The organism is Acaryochloris sp. IP29b_bin.137, assembly GCF_028285745.1.
In the GTDB taxonomy this organism is placed as follows: domain Bacteria; phylum Cyanobacteriota; class Cyanobacteriia; order Thermosynechococcales; family Thermosynechococcaceae; genus Acaryochloris.
Genome location: NZ_JANQOP010000186.1, coordinates 25715 through 45562, shown reverse-complemented (window position 1 = coordinate 45562; position 19848 = coordinate 25715). Strand labels below are relative to the sequence as shown.

The following is a 19848-nucleotide window of genomic DNA, read 5'->3' as shown; positions in this document are numbered from 1 at the left end:
TAAATTCTCAACGGGTTTGAACGTATAGCCAAGGTTATATAACTCGACACCAGTACCAGATCCTGTATAGTCCACAACTCCTGGATCTCCAAGAGTTGTCCCGACAGCTCCAGCATTTGCACCAACTATAGGTGGAACTGGGAAGGGATTATTGGCTGGATCGGCAATTCCTGTTGCTGAAAAGAAATCAGATCCACCATTACCCGTTTCTAAGGTTAGATCTAAAACATCATCACCATTAAAACTGGTCAGAAAAGACAGACGAACTCGGGAAATAGCACTGACCCGAGAATCAGCAATCGGATTATTGGCAATGACGGGAGTCCCTATTCCTACCCCGCCTGGAGTAGGAATATTGTCACCTGGATTATTCAAAAAATCTCCAAACTGAGCGGCCATGACAACTTGAGCTTGGAGTTTAGTGGTAGTGGAAAACTGCTGGGCTTCTACAGTTGCGACACGGGCTTCGAGACCATCTACGCGACCTCGTAACGTGGCTAACTCAGCCGCAAATTCGTCTTGAAGGGCTTTAAGCGCATCTAGGTCTTCTTTAGTGGCAAATCGATTGCTGAGATTATCCAAGCAGGCATTGACTAGAGCAGCTGCTTCGCGTCGGGACATTGCCCGACTGGGGCGAAACGTACCATCGGGATAACCCGCAACGCAGCCATAGCGCTCAACTAAGGATTGAATCGCTTGGAAGGCCCAATCATCCGGTTGCACATCTGATAGTTGGGAAACAGAGGTGACCTGCCCCACAGAATCCGCTTCTGTCTCAGCCATAAGATCAGAGACGGCTGGACTATTGTCGGCCAGGATCAAGGGCTCTTGCTGACTTTCTTGAGCAATATCTGTAGTGTTTTCCACAGATACATTCTCCGCAGATAAATCTGATACTGATATTTCAGACCTGTCTGGAGACAGAGTGCTAGCCCTCGCCATGCCAGTGACCAGCAGCGCACTAGATAGGCCCAATACACTGGCTAGCAAGCGAATATATTTCATCATTATCCTCACACACATTTGGTTAAAAAACGCTGGGTGACCCCTGAGAGACTAGGACTCCAGCTTAAACGATAGAGATAATGATAATCATTATCTCTATTTTCTTCAAGTGTAGAAGAAACTTATCAAACATCACTTATGTTTCTCAGAAATGCTGTCGGAGAATTTGGGTGATATTTTTAGGCTTGACCTTTGTGTAGCGAGCCTTGTCAGGCAAAACGACAAGATTGGGGCCAGCTTTACATTTGCCAATACAACCCATGGCTTGTAGCTGAATGTCTTTATCTTGGCCTGAGGATTGTAACGCTGAATTTAACGCAGAGAGGACTTGTTTGCTCCCCCGCTTCCGACAGCTTGATTTCTGGCAAATTCGAATCTTGCCTTTCTGAACATCCTCTACCCTCTCATGGGATGGCTGCGCAATGTTGTTGACGGCACTACCCGGCAGGGCAGGCATAATGGCCTTGGCTTTTAGCTTTATCTTGCCTGTTTTGGTGTTGACTTTTTGGCAGCCCTGCACTTGAATCCATGTTCCAGGCTGCAAAATATCGGAGCAAGCGGGTCGCAACGACTTGGATAATTTTATGTACTGCTCTCCTTGAGCGGTTGCCAAACGGATGCCTTTGACATTGCAGCCTTTTGACAGAATATAGGTCAAAAAACGGCCACTAAGGGTGAAATTTGTTTTTTCGATGTGTTTACCCATGAAATTGAGAGTTTATGCTCCTTGCTTGCTGGGATGGATGTCCTTTACGGCAGATGCTGATCTTGTAGAGACTGCCACAGATAACTGGGAATATCGGCGGAGGGACAATGCATTGAGGCGATACGGTCTAAATCACCTTTGCAATAGTGAAGTCCCACTTTCGCTTTGCCATCTAAAATGCTTTGGTATGGACCCGACAACGCCTGGGCTTTACCAAGAAAAAAGTCTACCCAACCGTTATTTTCTTGTCGGGTGCAAGTGAGTGTCTGCAAGCTATTGCTGTTATTCCCAGCATTGTTCCAGCCAGCCCACCAATTCAGCCCGAGAAGCGACAAACTGCTGGAGAACACTGTAAACTTGAGCGGCTTCAACATCATTGTTAATCTCCACACATAACTGTCCATTTGGAGAACACCAGGCATTAAGAGATAATTCCTTGAGTCGCCGATGGGCTTGCCACCGATCGCCAAGACATATTTTCTCAAGAAGTGATTCCACCGTGGACTGATATCCGGATGGGCGCATCCATGACCTCCAAACGATTTAATAGCGCTGTACTGGAATGAAACGATCCCCACTTAGCCAACAAGCCACCCTTGAATTACGCGACTTTAAGACTGTCACTTGCCAAAAAATGAGCAAGGTGAAAAGCTCTCTCCTCTGTGGCGAGCAATAACTGTTCCAACAGATAACGGGTTGCGCGATCGCCTAGGCTTTCAGCCTGGGCAGCTTGCGATCTCAGTAAAGAAACCACTGATTGCTCCGCTGCTAAGTTATGTTCCACCATTTGCCGTTCGGTAAAACAGCCCTCTGCTTCCGACGTAAAAACACATAACTCAGCCAGTTGATTAACACTGGCAATGGGGACACCACCCAAGCCATTTAAACGCTCGCCTAGGTCATGCACATGCCCTCGAACTACTTCACCACTATCTTGAAAGTACTGATGTAGCGGATAGAACTCAGCACCTTCGACCACAAAATGATGCTTTTGATATTGCAAATAGAGTCCTTGAAAACTGGCTAGGGCAATATTCAAACCTTCACACACTGGAACCGTAATTTCTGACCCCAGATCGATGGGGTTGGGTTCGACTGTCCCAGCAGGTTGGCAAGCTGTTTGTATGTCAGGCATACTGCTTCTCATCTCAAACAGAAATTTTTAACTGAAAATATCTTTCAATAAATCTCTACACAAAAAAGTAACAGAGAATGGATGTTATTGCAATCAATTTTCAATTAAAAATTTCTGTTCATCGCCTTTACACCCTGTGTAAAGGGTTAAGCTGTGAATCGCAATTAGCTGTAACGCTTTCTGAATAAGGGGCCTATCTGAGCATAGGCCCCCTGTTGCTGATCCCCTATCGGCAGATCGATCTATTTCATTGATGGAATAAGCCTGCATAATGAATCATAAACTTTGGCATAGACAAAACTCATTAACTGAGATTTTTTACTCTAAACATGCTGAGGACAATCAGTCCCGCAACTGCTGCCGTCGACTCAAAGGGCTGTCCAGATAAAAAAATCAGTTGGAGGAGAGTGGATAGGGGGTTGATTGCGGCTTCAGATGACCATCTTCCATCTGAATCAGTCGATCTGCGACATCCAAGACTCGGTTATCGTGTGTCACCATGAGAATCGTACAGCCCTGCTGTTTGGCAAGCTGCTGCATTAGTTCCACGACCTCCCTGCCCGATTGCTTATCTAAAGAAGCCGTAGGTTCATCGGCGAGGACGATTTTTGGATAACTGACTAGGGCGCGTGCGATCGCAACCCGTTGCTTTTGTCCCCCTGATAATTCCTGGGGATAATAATCGGCCCAGTCTGCTAAACCCACTTCAGCGAGCATATCCACCGATCGCTGGTAGGCAACCTTTGGATCGATGTCCGTATGCAGATCCAAAGATATTTGGACATTTTGCCGAGCCGTGAGAGAGTACAGCAGATTATGGGCTTGGAAAATATAGCCAATATATCGACGGACCTGAACCAATTCATGGGTGCTAGCATCCCTCAACTGTTGGCCTAGGACCGACAGGCGACCAGACTGGGTGGCTCTCAGGGCACCAATCAAGGTCAAAAGGGTCGTTTTCCCTGACCCGGAAGGGCCGGACATAATCACAACCTCGCCCGCATGGATATCGGCGCAAACATCGAATAGGACTTGCTTACGGAGTCTTCCTCTACCAAAGAAATGGCTGACCCGATCAACCGCAATCACTGGAGCAGCACTCATCCTAAAAGATATCGGCAGGATCTGCCGCTTGAACTCGGCGCATGGCAATCGCGCCCGAGACCATGCACATGATCAAGGTCAACACAAATACGGTGATCACTCGATCCGACGTCATAAACATGGGTAAAGCAGTGCCATCTCGCACCAGTTTATAAAGTCCCAAGCAGAGGGCGAATCCTGGAATAAATCCCAATACAGCCAGGATAAACGCTTCTTGCAGTACGACAGAATAGAGGAATCGACTTTTGTACCCCATCGCCTTCAAAGTGGCATATTCTGCCAAATGATCGGACACATCGGTATATAGGATTTGGTACACAATCACCATCCCCACAATAAATCCCATCATAGTGCCCAGGGTAAAAATAAAGCCAATTGTAGTACTGGTTTCCCAGTAGTTTCGCTCAAATTGAACAAACCCCTGTTTGGAAAGCACTAGGACATCATCTGGCAGGATGTTCTGAAGTTCAGTGATCACAGCACTGACATCTCCCCCCGGTTTAACGTTAATCAGACCGATATCAATCAATCCTAGAGTTCGCTCAGGGATCATTCGAATCAAATTAACATCACTCGTAATCAAATTGCCGTCAGCAGAAAAAGACGCTCCCAACTGAAACAAGCCACCAACGGTAATTTTTCGACCCGATACTTCTGTGGATACCGTTTGCCCCTGTTGGAATTGGTCTGCAATCGGGCCATACTCAGGCCGAGAGTTTTCATCAAACAGCACCACATCCGGTAATTTGATCTGGTCTAAGTAGGTTTCTACCCCTGGCAAGGAAAAGACAGCCTGACTGGGGTCAAACCCAATAATCATGATTTGTCGGGTGCTCCGGGTTTCTGGATTTCGCCAAAATCCAAAGTCTAGATAAAGGGGAGTAACCGATTGCACACCCTCCACCCCGGCTGATTGATACAGTCGTCTGCGACTCAAGTTCTTGATCGCAAACAAGGTGGTTGTTTGGGGATTGATCAGGACAATATCCGTCTTGAGGTTGACATGGAAATTAACGGCAGCCGTAAATAGCGCTTCTTGAAAGCCGAGCTGCATCATCATCAAAATAACGGCAAATCCTATCCCTGCGAGGGCAACCAACAGCCGCACCTTTTCCCGGGCAAGCTGCAACCAGGCGAGGGGAATGGCCAGCAGCATCTTCGCTGCCTATCCTTCCATTTGGATATCCACATTAACGGTCAAATTCGTGAGCCCGGCAACGGCAATACTGTTGTGGAGGCGAATTTTGACTTCTACAACCCGGAGGTCGGTATTGGCCGCAGGGTCAGTACCGACGACATCGTTCTTGCCAATCTTTAGCCCAATCTTATCAACGGTGCCCTCTATCTCTCCCTTGATAATAGGACTGTTAATCTTCGCAATTTGACCAATTTTCACTTTATTAATGTCTGTCTCATAGACTTCTGCAACCACGTACATTTGCCGAGTATTACCCATTTCGAGAATAGCTTGCTGGGCATTACTGCCTTGGTTCGCAATCGTAGGAATCGCTTCCCCTTCTCGCACCAGAATTTTGAGAACTTGACCCGATTTGGGGGCTCGAATGATGGTCCGCGTCATCCGGGCTTTCGCGAGCTCTAGATTGCTTTTGGCTGAGGCTAAGTCGATTTGGGCTTGCGATCGCAAGGTCCCTGCCTGAGTTCGATTGATTTGAGCTTTGGCATTGTTGCTATCGGTTTTGAGTTCTTCTTCCAGCATGGCCAGGGTTGCGATCGCATTATTGAGTTGCTGTTGTTTACTGCGAAAAGACAGCATCCGATCATCTAAATCTTGCTGAGAAACCGCTCCGGCCTGTTGCAAGTTTTGGTACCTTTTTAAGTTTGTTTGAGCTTGTTGATACTCCACCCGAGACTGTCGAACTAGGGCACCTTGAGCCAGAATCTCTCTGATTTTTGGGTTTTCAGCCTGGTTGCGGCGTGTTCTTGCTTCTTGTCCTTGCGCCCTTCCCAACTCACCTTCCGCAATAAAGCGATTCTGGGCTTCTAACAAACGGCTTGCAGCGAGTTTTACTTCAGCTTGCCGTTCAGGATAGCTGTCTAGGAAAGCCAGTGTCTCTCCTTTCTCCAGTTGTTGTCCTTCTTTAACCAACAACCTCAAAACCCTTTCCCCCGTCGGACCACTGACTTTTAGCACTTGCCCAGCTGGCTCAATACGACCCAGCGCGGATATCGCTCGGGGTTGTTTGGCAGAGGGAGTCGGCGCATTCTCTGTTTTGTCGGGTCCTGGATGTAAAGCTTGAAAGACACTGACACCACTAATCCCTAGAGCTAAGACAACTGCTCCAGAAATGATCCATTTCCCAGAGGGTTTTAGAAATGGTTTATCTCCCACGGGCGTGGCTCAATGCAACATGCTCCAATTGTAAAGAATTTTGCCTCAAGAATCTGTTTTTATTCTCATAGATTAATTATTTTTGGGGATATCGATTCTGTATTCACTTTCCCAAGTCTTTCAGACCCCTACCAGACCTACCAAACAGTATGGTCAGGAATAGAACTGCCCCTTGCTTTCTTCTAAAATGTCCAAAGAGTATGTATTCAATATTAATCCATGAAATCTTTAACTCTTGGTGTGGCCCTATTTGCAATGCTCTGGATCAGCCCAAATGCTCAGGCAGAAAATCCTGAACATTTGCAAAGATTGGTGAAATCGCGGTCTTGTCCTGGCTGTGACTTGCAAGGCGCTGATTTATCTGCTGTTAATTTACGTCACGCTAATCTAGCAGGGGCTAATCTAACAAACGCCAATTTAAATCTGGCCGATCTCACAGGGGCCAATTTAGCCAATGCTCTGATGACGGGTACTAGCCTCGCATGGACAGACTTCACCGATGCCAATTTAGAGGGAGCGAACCTCTCACAAGCTCAGTTTGAAGGCGGAGAGCGATTAGGCCAAGCATTAAGTTTTGAAAAAGCCACGTTACCGAATGGAACGATTGCTTTCCCATAAATTCTTTAAAGACGATAAGCTTTGAGTAAAGCATGTTTTACTCCTCATCTGATGCCTCGAGTTTCCATTCGCATTTCTGCGTTCAATGGGCACCATATCGATTAGGCATTTTCATGTCTAGAAAAAATGACTCTCTAGTGTGTGGGGTGTGTGATGAAACGAATCTATCTGCTGGGGCTGTTATTACCCATTCAACTGCAATTAGTGGTGGCACCGGCGCTTGCAGCCAAGACCTGTAGCCCTTACCGGGTCAATTACGAAAGCGCCATCTCTCAAGGGTTGATTACGAGGCCCTCCCTCGTCAATAGTGCTTGGCAATCTTGGAATTTATTTCAGGTGGCCATGCGACGAAACGATCGCATCGAAGCAGCGTCGCGAGCAGCTCAATATCTCGTGATTTTGTCTGAGTATGCGGGCACTCGACAAGCGAATCAAGCTCGCCGCAACATTGAGCAAGAGATGGTGGGCTATTATCAGCAACCTGTAGAGGTGGCAATGCCAATGTTTGAAGTCATTCTTGAAAACAGTCCAGCCTGCCTATCGAAATAGGCTTATAGCTGGGCAGATAACTCTTCCCGCAGGCGATACAGCACCGTCTGAGGCTGCAATTGTTTGAGAATATCTTGGATCAAGGTGCTAGCGCCCAAGGGACCCCAAGTGTAGCCCTTGACTAAATAGATTTGCGTTTGACGACCCACCCGCTGCGTGCCATATAGACTAACCCCGGCTTGGAGTAAACCGGTACTCACCCAGGGCAGAAAACCGAGGGAGAGATGATGGGTCCAAGCAGACAAAGTGGGAGTCATGATCTCCACTAAACCTAAGCTAGTAAGACTCAATAGGATTTGGCCCCAAAGTTGATTAACTTGGTGTCGATGGGTGGGCAAGCGGTAGAGTTTGACTAGGGTGCCAATTAAGAGTAAATCAGCCAGGAGACCGATGCCGACATCGAGAAAGGTGAGCGGACAAATGGCAATGAGCGCAGCCTTTAAGCGGGCATACTGCCCCATACAGGCTTTGCCTGATTGCGCTTCGTAGGTCTGAACATGCTCGGCAATATCGCGCTGTATCCTTTGGGCTTGCAGAAGCGTATTCAAGGTTAATATTGTGCGGCCTTCTTGCTGAATCAACTGCAGCAATGCCAAGCGTAAGGGCTCAATATTTACGGGAGGTGTTTCCCACTCTGTGGTGGTGCGACCGTCTGGAAATTCTACCCGAATTTCTAAGGGAGCTGGAGCGGCTGATGTCAGCAAGATATCTTCTGGGGTTAGAACCTGTTGTAAAGACGAATCAGTGATGCGATCATAAACTTTGGCCGCATCTAAATCAGGATAGAGGTCCGCCTTATTGACCACAATCAATAGCGGACGCCCCGATTGTCGTAACGCTTTAAGTGCGTCTAATTCCAAGGCAGTGGGTGGCCCCGCAATAATAAACAGAATCAGATCAGCAGCCTGGGCAATTTCCTGAGCCATTTGGGCTCGCCCCTGCCCCTCAATTTCGTCTAAACCAGGCGTATCAATCAGTTCAATCTGTAAATCCGGTAGAGAAGAAGTTCCACCAGGCGACCAACGCACAGAACGGGGCCATTGCGTTTCTCCATTCAAAGGACCAACGGGAAAAATGGTCTCCGCAAATAAAGCGTTGAGAACAGCCGATTTCCCGCGACTGACAAACCCAAACGTCGCAATTTGAAATATCCCTTGATTGAGTTTCGAGTTCAAGCTGGATAAGGCACCCAGCTGGTTTTGCAGCTCTGTTTGCAGCGGAACAGGAAAGGTCTCTACTTGTTGAATAATATGTTGAATGCTGAAACAAGCATGTTGGCGAACCGATATGGGTTTGCAGGTTGCCTCCTCAACTGCTGTTTGAATGTTGTCTGGTAGAGACTGAGCCACAATCGCTTAGGATGCAGGGGCTTCTAACAGACCCCCTTGACGGCGGAACCGACCAATAGATTGCTGAGCAAAGGCCTTGAGGGCATCCACTTTCTGATGCTCCTGAAAGACTTTTGCCACAATCTGCTTCAGTTTCTCTGGATCCCAATTTGACTCTGGAGCAGCAACCGCTAGGTCACTGAGTTCCTGAAAATGCTCGATCAAACTCAAGCCAGCAACTCGAGTTAAATGGGCCGTACTCACTCCTTGAACCAGCCCCCCAGCGACAAAGGTAAAGTGGTGTCCTTTCAGCAGTGAACTGAGGGCTTGCGTCGAAACCTCGACTAAGCCGAGTTTGAGCATGGCAGTCGCTAAGGTGCTGGCAACGACCTGGGCCTGAGCCAGCGAAAACTTCAGCCGATACAAAGATCCCAACTCCGTCACCATTTTGGCGCTGATTGCTGCTGCGGCTAGCATATCTAAGGTGGGCACCGGATTGGCAAAAGCAGTTGCCCCTGTAATCCACTGATATCGTTCAATAATGGGTGACGCCAACTGACGACGGACACCATTGAGCGCCCCTTGGACTTGGGTGCGTAAGGTAACGGTTTGCTGATACGCCTGAAATAGAATGAGTTGTTCCTTCTCAGCGGCCATCACTTGATCAAGGCGCTGGACTAAGCCGGACAGATCGGGCTGGGGGTGCTCTAAGTCTTCCTGACAGGAACCATCTTCACTGAAGCGACGCACTTTAACGGCCTGGGGATGAGCAGAGACAGCAACAATATCTGATTCTGACAGCCAAGGCTGCAATCGCTGCTGTATTTTCTGTTGCAAAATTAAACGTTGGGTCGGCAGATATTGATCTTGCTTGTTCAACACAACCAAAACTCGCTGCTTAAGAGATTGCAACGTTTGTAAACACTGGTGTTCAGACTCCGTAAGGTCACCCTGAATCACATAAAGAATCAGATCCGCCGCCATCATGGCAGGAGAGATCTCTAGGGTAGCTGAGTGAGATAGACTTCCTATTTCCGTGACGGCACAAGGATCTTTCTGAAATTGGCACCACCGGGATTGGAGCAACGCCATTAACGTCGATTTACCGACGCCAGGTGCTCCCGTCACCAATAGGCGAGGCTCTTGTCGATGCAAGTCTATTTGCTGGAGTTGCTCCTTGAAGGCCGCAGATTGAGGTGTGGGTTCTGCAAGGGTTTCAAGTTGCTCAAGCAACGATTCGCTGGTGGCTACAGTCTTTTCAACAATAGGTCGAGAAATTTGAGTGGCATCTAGGTCAGGGACTTGGCGCTTTAAGCCTGGAAAAAACTTGAGGCTAACGGCCAAACTGCCTAAACCGACGACCATCCCCGCGGTTAAAAATTCGGAAAATCCATGATGACCACCGGGGATCAAGAACCAAATAAACAAGACAAGGGTGCCAGCACCCCAAAAAATCCGTTGTGATGATTGAGCAGACATAGACTTAAGATCCTCAACAATCTCGACATCCCGTCCTCGCCATTCTCGCAGATTGCCCTGAGAAATGTCAGGACTTATTTAAAAAAGAATACCCCAGAGATTGTTATCCCTGGGGTACCCCTAAGCACTGGTGGCGGGGCACGGATTTGAACCATGGACCTTCGGGTTATGAGCCCGACGAGCTACCAGACTGCTCTACCCCGCGGCGCGAAACCTCAGTATAGACATCAATGAGTGTACTTGGCAACTGCAATTTGTCCCTTCCGGGTCTATTTCTATCTCTTTAAAGAGATTGGGAGAACAGGTGGGACAGAACAAGCTCCAACATGAGTCAGATCAAACGGAGTCAAAAAGCCATCAAAACGCAGTATCTGTTGATCCTCAAAGCCAGCATCATTGTAAGAGAGAATCTGTTTTAGAAGGGTTGTAGAAACCAATAAGTGAATAAGTGGGGGTTGAGTTTTTATAAATTTCTTTTAAGTTAAGTGAATACTCACTTCAACTTGTACGTGCTAGTCACGTGACCCTTGATTTCATGGGCTTGGGCTTATAATCTTACTCACCTAAGAATTAAATACAGGCTCCGCGTAATGGCAACAGCTCAGTATAGGTTTGTGAATAACCTACACTTTCGCAACTTTCGAGGTGATCTGCTGGGTGGAATGACCGCAGCGATTGTTGCATTACCCTTAGCCCTCGCTTTTGGGGTCTCCGCTACTGCAGATGTCCCGACCAATTCAGGCGCTATTGCTGGATTGTACGGCGCTATTGGAGTCGGTTTCTTTGCTTCCCTTTGTGGAGGGACACCCTCACAAATTTCGGGACCGACTGGCCCCATGTCCGTCGTCATGGCGACTATTTTTACGGCCTTGATGAAGGATGACCCTGCAACGGGCCTGGCCATGGCCTTCACCGTTGTGATGATGGCAGGGCTATTCCAAATCTTATTTGGGGTCTTACGGTTAGGGAAATACATTACATTAATGCCCTACACCGTTATCTCGGGATTTATGTCTGGTGTGGGTTTGATCATCATTACGCTGCAGATTTCGCCATTACTGGGACATAAAGCTTCTTCTAAGGCCATCAATGCCCTGCAACAACTCCCAGGCGTGGTGACAGATATCAATCCAGTTGCTCTCGGGTTAGGACTTCTAACCTTGATGATTGTGTTTGCTGCTCCGCCCCGGTTAAATCGAATTTTGCCGGCACCGTTAATTGCCCTGGTCGTCTGCACCTTAATTTCGGTTTATGGATTTCCCGAGAGTGGAATTCCGGTGATTGGACGGATCCCTGCCGGACTGCCAGAGTTGCAGATGCCGATGTTCCAACTAAAGTATGCCAAAACCATGCTGGGCTACAGCGTGATGTTGGCTATGTTGGGTTCCATCGATTCGCTTTTAACCTCATTAGTTGCCGATAATATCACTCACACCCAGCATGATTCCGATCGAGAATTGATCGGCCAAGGATTAGGGAACCTTATGGCTGGCATGATGGGAGGACTACCAGGGGCTGGAGCAACTATGCGCACCGTGATTAATGCCAAGTCGGGAGGACAAACCCCTTTATCTGGCATTATTCATGCGGTTGTTTTGGCTGTGATTGTCATTGGTGCCTCCCGCTTAACAGAACCCATTCCCAATGCTGTTTTAGCGGGAATTCTGATTAAAGTGGGGATTGACATTATTGATTGGAGTTTTCTCAAACGGGCTCATCGGCTGTCGCTGAAAGGGGCAGGAGTCATGTATCTGGTCATGTTCTTGACCGTGTTTGTGGATCTAGTGACTGCAGTGGCCGTGGGTGCGTTTCTGGCTAATCTGTTGACGATTAAAAGTTTGACCGATTTGCAAGTACAAACTATGCGAACGATTACGGGGCCCACGGATGATCAGCAAATCAGTCAGGTTGAGAAAGATATTATTGCCAGGGCTAAGGGTCAAATTCTGCTCTTTTTCTTTAGCGGCCCGATGAGTTTTGGCGCAGCTAAGTCTATCTCTCAGCGACTGTCTATTGTTAAAGCCTACAAAGTGTTGATTTTAGATCTCAGTGATGTTACCCGAGTAGGCATTACGGCTTCCTTAGCCATTGAGAATATCCTCAAAGATGCAGAGAATACAGGAAAAGTAGTTTTTTTAGTAGGCGTACATGGACAGGTCGCAGAACGTTTGCATCGGATTGAATCCATTCACAATCTCCCCAAAGACAGTTGGTTTATTCGCCGATTAGATGCCCTATATGAAGCTGCGGCACTGCTCTATGTGCCCCTATCTCGCAGTCCGCTTCCTAGCGAGAAGGAAGTTTAGGTGGGTCGACTGTCAGATTAAGAAGCTGAAATAAAAGAAGAGGATGCCATTGAAGTACGGCATCCTCTTGTTTATTGACTTACTGATTATTGAGACTAGCGAATATACTCTTTCAATACGCTATTGCGGTTAGGATGGCGCAGTTTACGCAACGCTTTGGCTTCAATTTGCCGAATCCGCTCACGAGTAACGTTAAAGATTTGACCAATTTCTTCTAAGGTCTTCATCCGGCCATCGTCTAGTCCATAGCGCAGCTTCAGAACATCACGCTCGCGGGGGCTAAGGGTGTCGAGAACCGTTTCTAGATCTTCGCGAAGCAGACTCTTGGAAACTTGATCCTCTGGGGTTTCCCCATCGGACTCAATAAAGTCCCCTAAGCGGGAGTCTTCTTCTTTGCCAATAGGCGTTTCCAAAGAGATGGGGAGCTGGGCTGACTTGGCAATAAAACGCAGTTTCTCGATGGTCATTTCCATGCGAGTGGCAATTTCTTCTTCCGTGGGCTTGCGACCCATTTCTTGGGAGAGAAGTTTAGTGGTTTTCTTGATGCGAGATATGGTTTCGTACAGGTGAACTGGGAGGCGAATGGTGCGGGATTGATCTGCGATCGCACGGGTAATGGCCTGACGAATCCACCAGGTGGCATAGGTGGAGAACTTGTATCCTTTCTCGTGATCAAACTTCTCAGCAGCTCGAATCAAGCCAAGGCTTCCTTCTTGAATTAGGTCTTGGAAAGACAGCCCCCGATTCATGTATTTTTTAGCAATGGACACCACCAATCTAAGGTTGGACTGCACCATCTTGTCCTTAGCTCGCTGGCCGGTATGTAAGCGATGGCGAAATCGATTGAGGGGCATATCAACTTCCGTGGCCCACTCTTGGAGATGGGGTTCACGTTCGAGCCGATCATACAGATCATCCCGAATGCGTTCCAGCTCAAGCAAGTCTGCAATCTTACGAGCTAACTCGATTTCTTCATCAGCTCGCAACAACCGGATTCTACCGATTTCTTGTAAATAAAGCCGGATGGAATCTTCTGTGTAATGCTTCTTCTTGGATTGACCCCGACGACGGGCAGTGCGAGCTTTGCTCGTTTTCCCTCCTTCATCGGATTGGTTATCCTCACTAGCGCTACTGGCCGCCTCCTCAACCAGATGATCTAAATCATTTGCTGGGGCTTGGATAGCTTCTAGTACATTATTGGCTTGGGTCATGCCGGATTCCTCAATACTCCCTAATTAAGACGATAGGAGAACCATATTTACTCACTACAACCGAATCTAACAAATTCAGTTAAGGCGTTGAATTCAGAGGTCGATTGAACTTGCCCTCAGTAGTATGGACAGGGCAATTCAAAGCCTGAGAAGCGGATCAAGTACCGTCCTAAATCGGATTTTGGCCGCTCGGCTATTGCTAAACCTCCATGATTGTAGCCTTTCTCACGAAAATTGGGACAGTCTACAGTGACTTCCACCGCAATTATGACTTAAACCATTGAAAACGACATCCCTTGCTCTGAACTTCCAGAATGAAGTATGGAATACTGGCAAGTCCCCCAAGACTGTGAGCGCTTTATCTCTTTTAGTAGAGCACTGATTGATGTGGATCACCACAATCCAGTGATCTAATTCACTAGGGTCTTGGAGTATCGTTCCTAGGAGAGCGCTAGATGTAGTGTAGGGTAGCAGAAGTCACTCACCAGATTTAGGGAATTGACCCGTAGATAGCTAGGGCAGAGGCCGAAGCAAAGAAGTAGCAAAACTTAACTTAACTTGAAAATAATTAAGATTTGTAACTACTCAAGCTAAAGCACTGGTATGCCAGAATGGCTAGAAAAAATATTTCTGAGTGGATCCAGCCCAGGCATATCTTTGCTTTGAAGGTCGGCCTATCACCCCGAATGTGGCAGAACTGCTGTGCATCAGCCAACTAACGCAAACAACCTGATACCTCTTCTGCTTCAACTTTATTATCTGGGTACCCTGTTGGGCCTGATGGTGTTCAAGGGGCATCTGTAAATCACACATCAAGGCTAATAACGCAGCATGTCACTCTTTAAAGCCGATAAGAAAAATCAGTAAATAAATCGGTCAATCGGTGTCCTTAGTTGTCGGTGGACTTTGCCTTAGTTTGTCGCGTTTCTAGCGTGTATTTTTATCTCCTGGCAAGATGGGATACAGAATATCCAATTGCATCCACATGGCAGGCAAATCGGTTTGTAGCCCTTATTAAGCAAGGGGAGAGGGAAGCGAAGTACAATGCTACACACCTCAGCCATTAATCCTACCGCCAAAAGTTTGTGAGATAGTAACTGAGGCCCGCAATCCTCCATGTGCAAGTTTGTCTATGCCCCAATTCCCTCTGCGTCGGTCTAAGGCCCAGGCTAGTACCGAAGAAACGCCTGGACTAGGCACATTTGCAGGCGTTTATACTCCCTCCTTGCTGACCATCCTGGGCGTGATTATGTACCTACGCTTTGGTTGGGTTGTGGGCAATGTCGGTCTGTTTAATACTTTGGTGATCGTCACCCTAGCCACTTCGATCACCTTTTTAACGGCCCTGTCTATTTCTGCAATTGCCACCGATCAGGTGGTGCGGACTGGGGGAGCCTACTACATGATTAGCCGCTCCCTTGGGATTGAAACAGGTGGGGCCGTGGGGATTCCCCTATTTTTTGCCCAGGCTGTCTCTGTGGCCCTCTACACCATTGGCTTTGCCGAAAGTCTGGTTCGCATCTTTCCCAGCCTCAATCAAACCCTAGTGGCTGCCATTACCACCCTATTAGTGGCGGGTTTGGCCTTAAAGTCAGCCGATATTGCCATCAAAGCCCAATTTGGGATTATGGCAGCCATTGCCCTCTCCCTGATCTCCTTTGGATTTGGTCATGCGGTGCCACCAGAAACAGGGACCGATGCCATTCCTCAAGCCAAGAGTTTTTGGGAAGTCTTTGCCGTCTTTTTCCCGGCCGTCACCGGTATTATGGCGGGCGTCAGTATGTCCGGCGATCTCAAAGATCCGGCCCGGTCGATCCCGCAAGGCACATTGGCTGCGGTGGGAACCGGCTATGTGATCTATATGGTATTGCCGATCCTGCTCACTATGCGAGCCGAACCTGGCACCCTGATGCAAAATCCCCTAGTGATGCGGGAAATTGCTTTTTGGGGCGATGCCATCTTATTGGGAGTCTGGGGCGCCACTCTTTCCAGTGCGATTGGCAGTATTTTAGGGGCTCCCCGAGTCTTACAGGCATTGGCGCGCGATCGCATCTTGCCTCGCAGTCTTCGGTGGCTGGGAATTGGCAGCGGCCCCACGGATGAACCCCGACTGGGCACGCTGTTTACCTTAGGGATTGCCTTAGCGGTAGTCTCCATCGGCGATCTCAATTTGATTGCCCCGGTTCTCAGTATGTTTTTCTTGACCACCTATATGGTCCTTAACGTGGCGGCTGGCGTGGAAAGCTTTCTTCAAAGCCCTTCTTTCCGTCCCACCTTCCGCATCCACTGGATTTTTTCCCTGATGGGTGCTTTGGGATGTATTGCTGTTATGTTTTTGATCAACGGGCTGGCAACCATTGTCGCGGCTCTGATTGTATTGGCCATCTACCTATGGCTAGAGCGCCAGCAGTTGGAAAGCGCCTGGGGAGATGTCCGTCGGGGCATATGGATGACTGTGGTCCGCAAGGGACTGTTTCAAATTAGCAATGCCCCCGACCCGAAAAACTGGCGACCACATATTTTGGTGTTATCAGGCATTCCCACTCGCCGATGGCATCTGGTCCAGGTAGCCTCTGCTCTTACCCACAATCGCGGCCTCATTACTGTTTCCAGTGTTCTCCCGGCAGAGGCGAGAGACGTAGCGCAACAGACCACGATGGAAGCGATGGTGAAAGACTATTTGGATCGCAAAGGAGTTAAAGCCCTCGTTCGTTTTGTTCGCGATAGCGATCCCTTTGGTGGGGCAGAACGTTTGGTCGAAGCTTACGGTCTTGGAGCCTTAGTCCCTAACACCATTTTGTTGGGCAATACGGAAAACGCTACGAGTCGAGATCGCTACTGCCAAATGATTGCCCATTTCCACCAAGCTCAACGAAATGTTGCCATTCTCCGGTACCAAGACAATCATCAAAACCGCTTTCCCAACTTCTGCAGCCGAATTGATGTCTGGTGGGGCGGTTTAAAGCAAAATGGCGGTCTGATGCTGATCTTGGCTGACTTATTGCGGACCAGTATGGTGTGGCGGCAGACCGAAATTTGGCTCAAACTCGTTGTCCCCGATCAGTCTGCCGCCCAAGCCGCTCAACGCAACCTTGACGATGTCGTTAAGCGCCTCCGTATTCGTGCGGTTTCCCAAGTGATCATTGCCAATGGACGTCCCTTTGCCCAGATCTTAAAATCCTCTTCCAAAGGGGCTGATCTCGTTATTCTAGGGATGGCCCGCCCCGATGAACACTTTAGTGAATATTACGAGAATTTACAGACTCGAACCTTAGGGTTACCCACCACCTTGTTTGTGCTGGCGTCTCAAAATTTAGCCTTTGCTGACGTACTGGAAAAGGAATAGGCATTCGGCTGCATGAGCTTTATCTTTTTTACCCTAGTTCTTCCCTCGGGGTTCTTGTAGAATGGCGAACTGAGGTGTCAGAAATGGGTCCATTCCGTTCTGTTCATCCCTGTGAACTTTCATTCTCCTTTCCTGTTATGCCCAAGGTTCTCGTCTCGGATCCAATTGACCCTTCTGGCATTGACCTTCTCGGTCAAGTTGCCCAGGTTGATGTTAAAACCAAGCTTTCTCCCGAAGAACTCATCCAAATTATTCCTGAGTACGATGCCCTGATGATTCGGTCGGGCACCCAAGTTACAGAAGCAGTGATTGAAGCAGCCACCCAGCTCAAAATTATTGGCCGCGCTGGGGTTGGAGTCGATAATGTGGATGTGCCCACCGCGACCCGCAAGGGCATCGTGGTGGTGAATTCTCCCGAAGGGAACACCATTGCGGCGGCAGAACATGCCTTAGCCTTAATGCTGTCCCTCTCCCGCCATATCCCCGATGCGAATCAGTCCGTTAAAGCAGGAAAGTGGGAGCGCAAAAAATTTACAGGTGTAGAAGTCTATAAAAAGACCCTAGGGGTTGTCGGGCTCGGCAAAATTGGCTCCCATGTGGCGACAGTCGCTCGGGCCATGGGCATGAAGCTACTGGCCTACGACCCCTTTTTATCCCAAGAACGAGCAGAACAGCTAGGCTGCCGCTTGGTGGAATTGGATTTCCTCTTTCAAGAATCAGACTATATCACCTTGCATCTTCCTAAAACCCCCGAAACCCAAAATTTGATTAATGCTGACAACCTCAGCAAAATGAAGCCCACGGCCCGCATTATCAACTGTGCTCGGGGCGGCATTATCGATGAAGCGGCTTTAGCCCAAGCTCTGGAATCGGGACAAATTGCTGCCGCCGCCTTAGATGTTTATGCCAATGAGCCATTAGGAGACTCTCCCCTGTGTCACTTAGAGCAAGATATTATTTTGACTCCACACCTCGGGGCATCCACTGAGGAGGCCCAAACCAATGTGGCAGTGGATGTAGCGGAGCAAATTCGGGATGTTCTTCTAGGATTACCGGCTCGTTCTGCCGTGAATATCCCTGGTTTGCGCCCCGACGTCTTAGAGAAACTCAAGCCCTATATGCTCTTAGCCGAGACCTTGGGAAATCTCGTCGGTCAATTGGCTGGCGGTCGAATTGAATCTCTAGACGTGCGGTTGCAAGGAGAACTGGCCTCAAACGATAGTCAGCCCATTGTTGTCGCTGCCCTTAAGGGACTCCTCTCTCCTGCTCTGCGGGAGCGCGTCAACTATGTCAATGCTGGCATCGAAGCTAAAGATCGGGGGATTCGTGTCGTTGAAACCCGTGATGCTTCAGTTCGAGACTATTCAGGGTCGATTCAACTTTCCGCCAAAGGTCCCTCGGAAACACGATCCGTCACTGGTGCTATCTTAGGTGAAAATGAGCTGCGGATTACCAATATTGATGATTTCCCCATCAACGTAGTTCCGACTCGCCATATGCTGCTTACAGTGCATCGGGATATGCCAGGTATTATCGGCCAAATTGGTTCTCAGCTCGGCAGCTTCAACGTCAATATCGCCAGTATGCAAGTGGGCCGTAAAATGGTGCGCGGATCTGCAGTTATGGTGCTCAGCTTGGATGATCCTTTACCGGAAGGCGTTCTATCTGAAATCACCAATGTAGAAGGGATTCGGGATGCCTATATCGTGAATTTGCAGTAATGGCCGATTCTCCAGACGGTCAAAATCAGTCGGTCGCCCCCACAACGTTAACCCCTAGCCAATGGTGGGAAATTAAGATTGTGGGGGTACCACTGCTGGATGATCTGGTGTTTTGGCGACTCCAAGAGGAGGGTTGCCAAGGCACATCAAGCCAAATTATCAATCAAGCGTTAACGGTTTGTGGATATCTATCCCTAGATCGAGTCCAACCCCCTGAGCTGGGGCAAATGGCGGATCGTCTGCGCCAGGATGTGCAAGCGGTGGGACAACCTGCCCCGGAAGTTAGCTGGCAAATCATCACAGAGGAAGACTGGGCTTATAACTGGCGAGACTATTGGCATCCGCTGGAAATCGGCAAGCGGTTACTGATTTATCCAGCTTGGCTAGACGTGCCAAACCAGAGTGACCGTCTTCTCATCCGTCTCAATCCCGGTGTTGCATTTGGTACCGGTGCCCACGCGACCACTCAACTTTGCCTACGAGCTCTAGAACAGCAGATGCAAGAACCACAGTCCCATCCGCTCACCATTGCTGATATTGGTTGTGGCACAGGAATTCTCTCGATTGCAGCCCTCTTATTGGGCGCCGATAAAGCTTATGCCGTTGATCTGGATCCCCTTGCCATTGGCGCAACCCAAGCCAGTCGCGCTCTAAATGGACTGACCTCCAATCAATTATGGGTTACCGAAGGAAGCATTGATCAGCTTAGACAACATATCCAGAATCCTGTCCAAGGATTCTGCTGCAATATTCTGGCTTCCGTGATTCTAGACTTAATACCTCAATTCTCTGACATTGCGAAGCCGGGAAGTTGGGGGATCCTCAGCGGCATTCTAGATACTCAAAAGCCCATGATTTTTGAGGCGCTCCACAGCCATCACTGGGAAGTTCGTAAAACTGATCAAGACCAAGACTGGTGCTGCTTGATAATTAGCCGATAATTGATTTGTCTCAAAACAAGAACTGGGAGAGAAATCTCAGAACAAAGAC

At 48.5% G+C, this 19848-nt stretch carries 17 protein-coding genes and 1 tRNA gene; 6 read left to right on the top strand and 12 right to left on the bottom strand.

From position 1 onward, the window contains the following. From Q0991_RS13665 to Q0991_RS13630, 8 genes are all read right to left on the bottom strand, one after another. The coding region (locus Q0991_RS13665) for an iron uptake porin (protein WP_299489284.1) at positions 1–1008 on the bottom strand (1008 nt) is incomplete at its 3' end. Positions 1009–1150: 142 nt separating this feature from the next. Next, positions 1151–1711 (bottom strand): (2Fe-2S) ferredoxin domain-containing protein, encoded by a 561-nt coding sequence (locus Q0991_RS13660; protein ID WP_299489283.1) that lies wholly within the window; start codon positions 1709–1711, stop codon positions 1151–1153. Positions 1712–1755: 44 nt separating this feature from the next. Continuing rightward, positions 1756–1983: a hypothetical protein gene (locus tag Q0991_RS13655; protein WP_299489282.1), complete on the bottom strand. Its 228-nt coding sequence runs from the start codon at positions 1981–1983 to the stop codon at positions 1756–1758. A 10-nt stretch (positions 1984–1993) separates the two neighbouring features. After that, positions 1994–2236 carry an Asr1405/Asl0597 family protein gene (locus Q0991_RS13650; RefSeq protein ID WP_299489281.1) on the bottom strand — a complete coding sequence of 81 codons (243 nt, stop codon included), beginning with the start codon at positions 2234–2236 and terminating at the stop codon, positions 1994–1996. 76 nt (positions 2237–2312) lie between these two features. Further along, positions 2313–2846 (bottom strand): ferritin-like domain-containing protein, encoded by a 534-nt coding sequence (locus Q0991_RS13645; protein ID WP_299489280.1) that lies wholly within the window; start codon positions 2844–2846, stop codon positions 2313–2315. Positions 2847–3239: 393 nt separating this feature from the next. Further along, positions 3240–3950, bottom strand: coding sequence for a DevA family ABC transporter ATP-binding protein (locus Q0991_RS13640; RefSeq protein WP_299489279.1), 711 nt, complete (start codon positions 3948–3950; stop codon positions 3240–3242). Between the two features lies 1 nt (position 3951). Then, positions 3952–5106 carry an ABC transporter permease DevC gene (devC, locus tag Q0991_RS13635; protein ID WP_299489277.1) on the bottom strand — a complete coding sequence of 385 codons (1155 nt, stop codon included), beginning with the start codon at positions 5104–5106 and terminating at the stop codon, positions 3952–3954. 9 nt (positions 5107–5115) lie between these two features. After that, the gene (locus Q0991_RS13630) at positions 5116–6300 is read right to left on the bottom strand and encodes an HlyD family efflux transporter periplasmic adaptor subunit (RefSeq protein ID WP_299489276.1); all 1185 of its coding nucleotides are present in this window, start codon (positions 6298–6300) and stop codon (positions 5116–5118) included. Positions 6301–6519: 219 nt separating this feature from the next. Here Q0991_RS13630 and Q0991_RS13625 point away from each other — a divergent pair, with 219 nt between their 5' ends. Both Q0991_RS13625 and Q0991_RS13620 read left to right on the top strand, forming a co-directional pair. Further along, on the top strand, positions 6520–6918 hold the full coding sequence (locus tag Q0991_RS13625) for a pentapeptide repeat-containing protein (RefSeq protein WP_299489275.1): 399 nt from the start codon (positions 6520–6522) through the stop codon (positions 6916–6918). Between the two features lie 153 nt (positions 6919–7071). Beyond that, positions 7072–7467 (top strand): hypothetical protein, encoded by a 396-nt coding sequence (locus Q0991_RS13620; protein WP_299489274.1) that lies wholly within the window; start codon positions 7072–7074, stop codon positions 7465–7467. Positions 7468–7469: 2 nt separating this feature from the next. On the opposite strand, the gene Q0991_RS13615 is transcribed toward Q0991_RS13620, so the two are convergent. The 3 genes from Q0991_RS13615 to Q0991_RS13605 form a co-directional block, all read right to left on the bottom strand. Beyond that, positions 7470–8816 carry a GTP-binding protein gene (locus tag Q0991_RS13615; RefSeq protein WP_299489273.1) on the bottom strand — a complete coding sequence of 449 codons (1347 nt, stop codon included), beginning with the start codon at positions 8814–8816 and terminating at the stop codon, positions 7470–7472. A gap of 6 nt (positions 8817–8822) precedes the next feature. Beyond that, entirely contained in the window at positions 8823–10274 is a 1452-nt protein-coding gene (locus tag Q0991_RS13610; protein WP_299489272.1) for a DUF697 domain-containing protein, read from the bottom strand. Positions 10275–10402: 128 nt separating this feature from the next. After that, positions 10403–10479 (bottom strand) — tRNA-Met (locus Q0991_RS13605). A 385-nt stretch (positions 10480–10864) separates the two neighbouring features. Here Q0991_RS13605 and Q0991_RS13600 point away from each other — a divergent pair. Continuing rightward, positions 10865–12580, top strand: coding sequence for a SulP family inorganic anion transporter (locus Q0991_RS13600; RefSeq protein ID WP_299489270.1), 1716 nt, complete (start codon positions 10865–10867; stop codon positions 12578–12580). A 95-nt stretch (positions 12581–12675) separates the two neighbouring features. Here the strand turns inward: Q0991_RS13600 and rpoD are convergent, their stop codons facing one another. After that, positions 12676–13791, bottom strand: a complete 1116-nt coding sequence (gene rpoD, locus Q0991_RS13595) for an RNA polymerase sigma factor RpoD (RefSeq protein ID WP_299489269.1) — start codon at positions 13789–13791, stop codon at positions 12676–12678. 1132 nt (positions 13792–14923) lie between these two features. On the opposite strand from rpoD, the gene Q0991_RS13590 reads away from it, so the two are divergent. The 3 genes from Q0991_RS13590 (at position 14924) to prmA (ending at position 19799) form a co-directional block, all read left to right on the top strand. Continuing rightward, positions 14924–17137 (top strand): Na-K-Cl cotransporter, encoded by a 2214-nt coding sequence (locus tag Q0991_RS13590; protein WP_299489268.1) that lies wholly within the window; start codon positions 14924–14926, stop codon positions 17135–17137. Between the two features lie 137 nt (positions 17138–17274). Beyond that, on the top strand, positions 17275–18858 hold the full coding sequence (gene serA, locus Q0991_RS13585) for a phosphoglycerate dehydrogenase (RefSeq protein WP_299489267.1): 1584 nt from the start codon (positions 17275–17277) through the stop codon (positions 18856–18858). Further along, entirely contained in the window at positions 18858–19799 is a 942-nt protein-coding gene (gene prmA, locus Q0991_RS13580) for a 50S ribosomal protein L11 methyltransferase (RefSeq protein WP_299489266.1), read from the top strand. Before serA ends, prmA begins: the two co-directional genes overlap by 1 nt. Positions 19800–19848 lie beyond the last annotated feature (49 nt).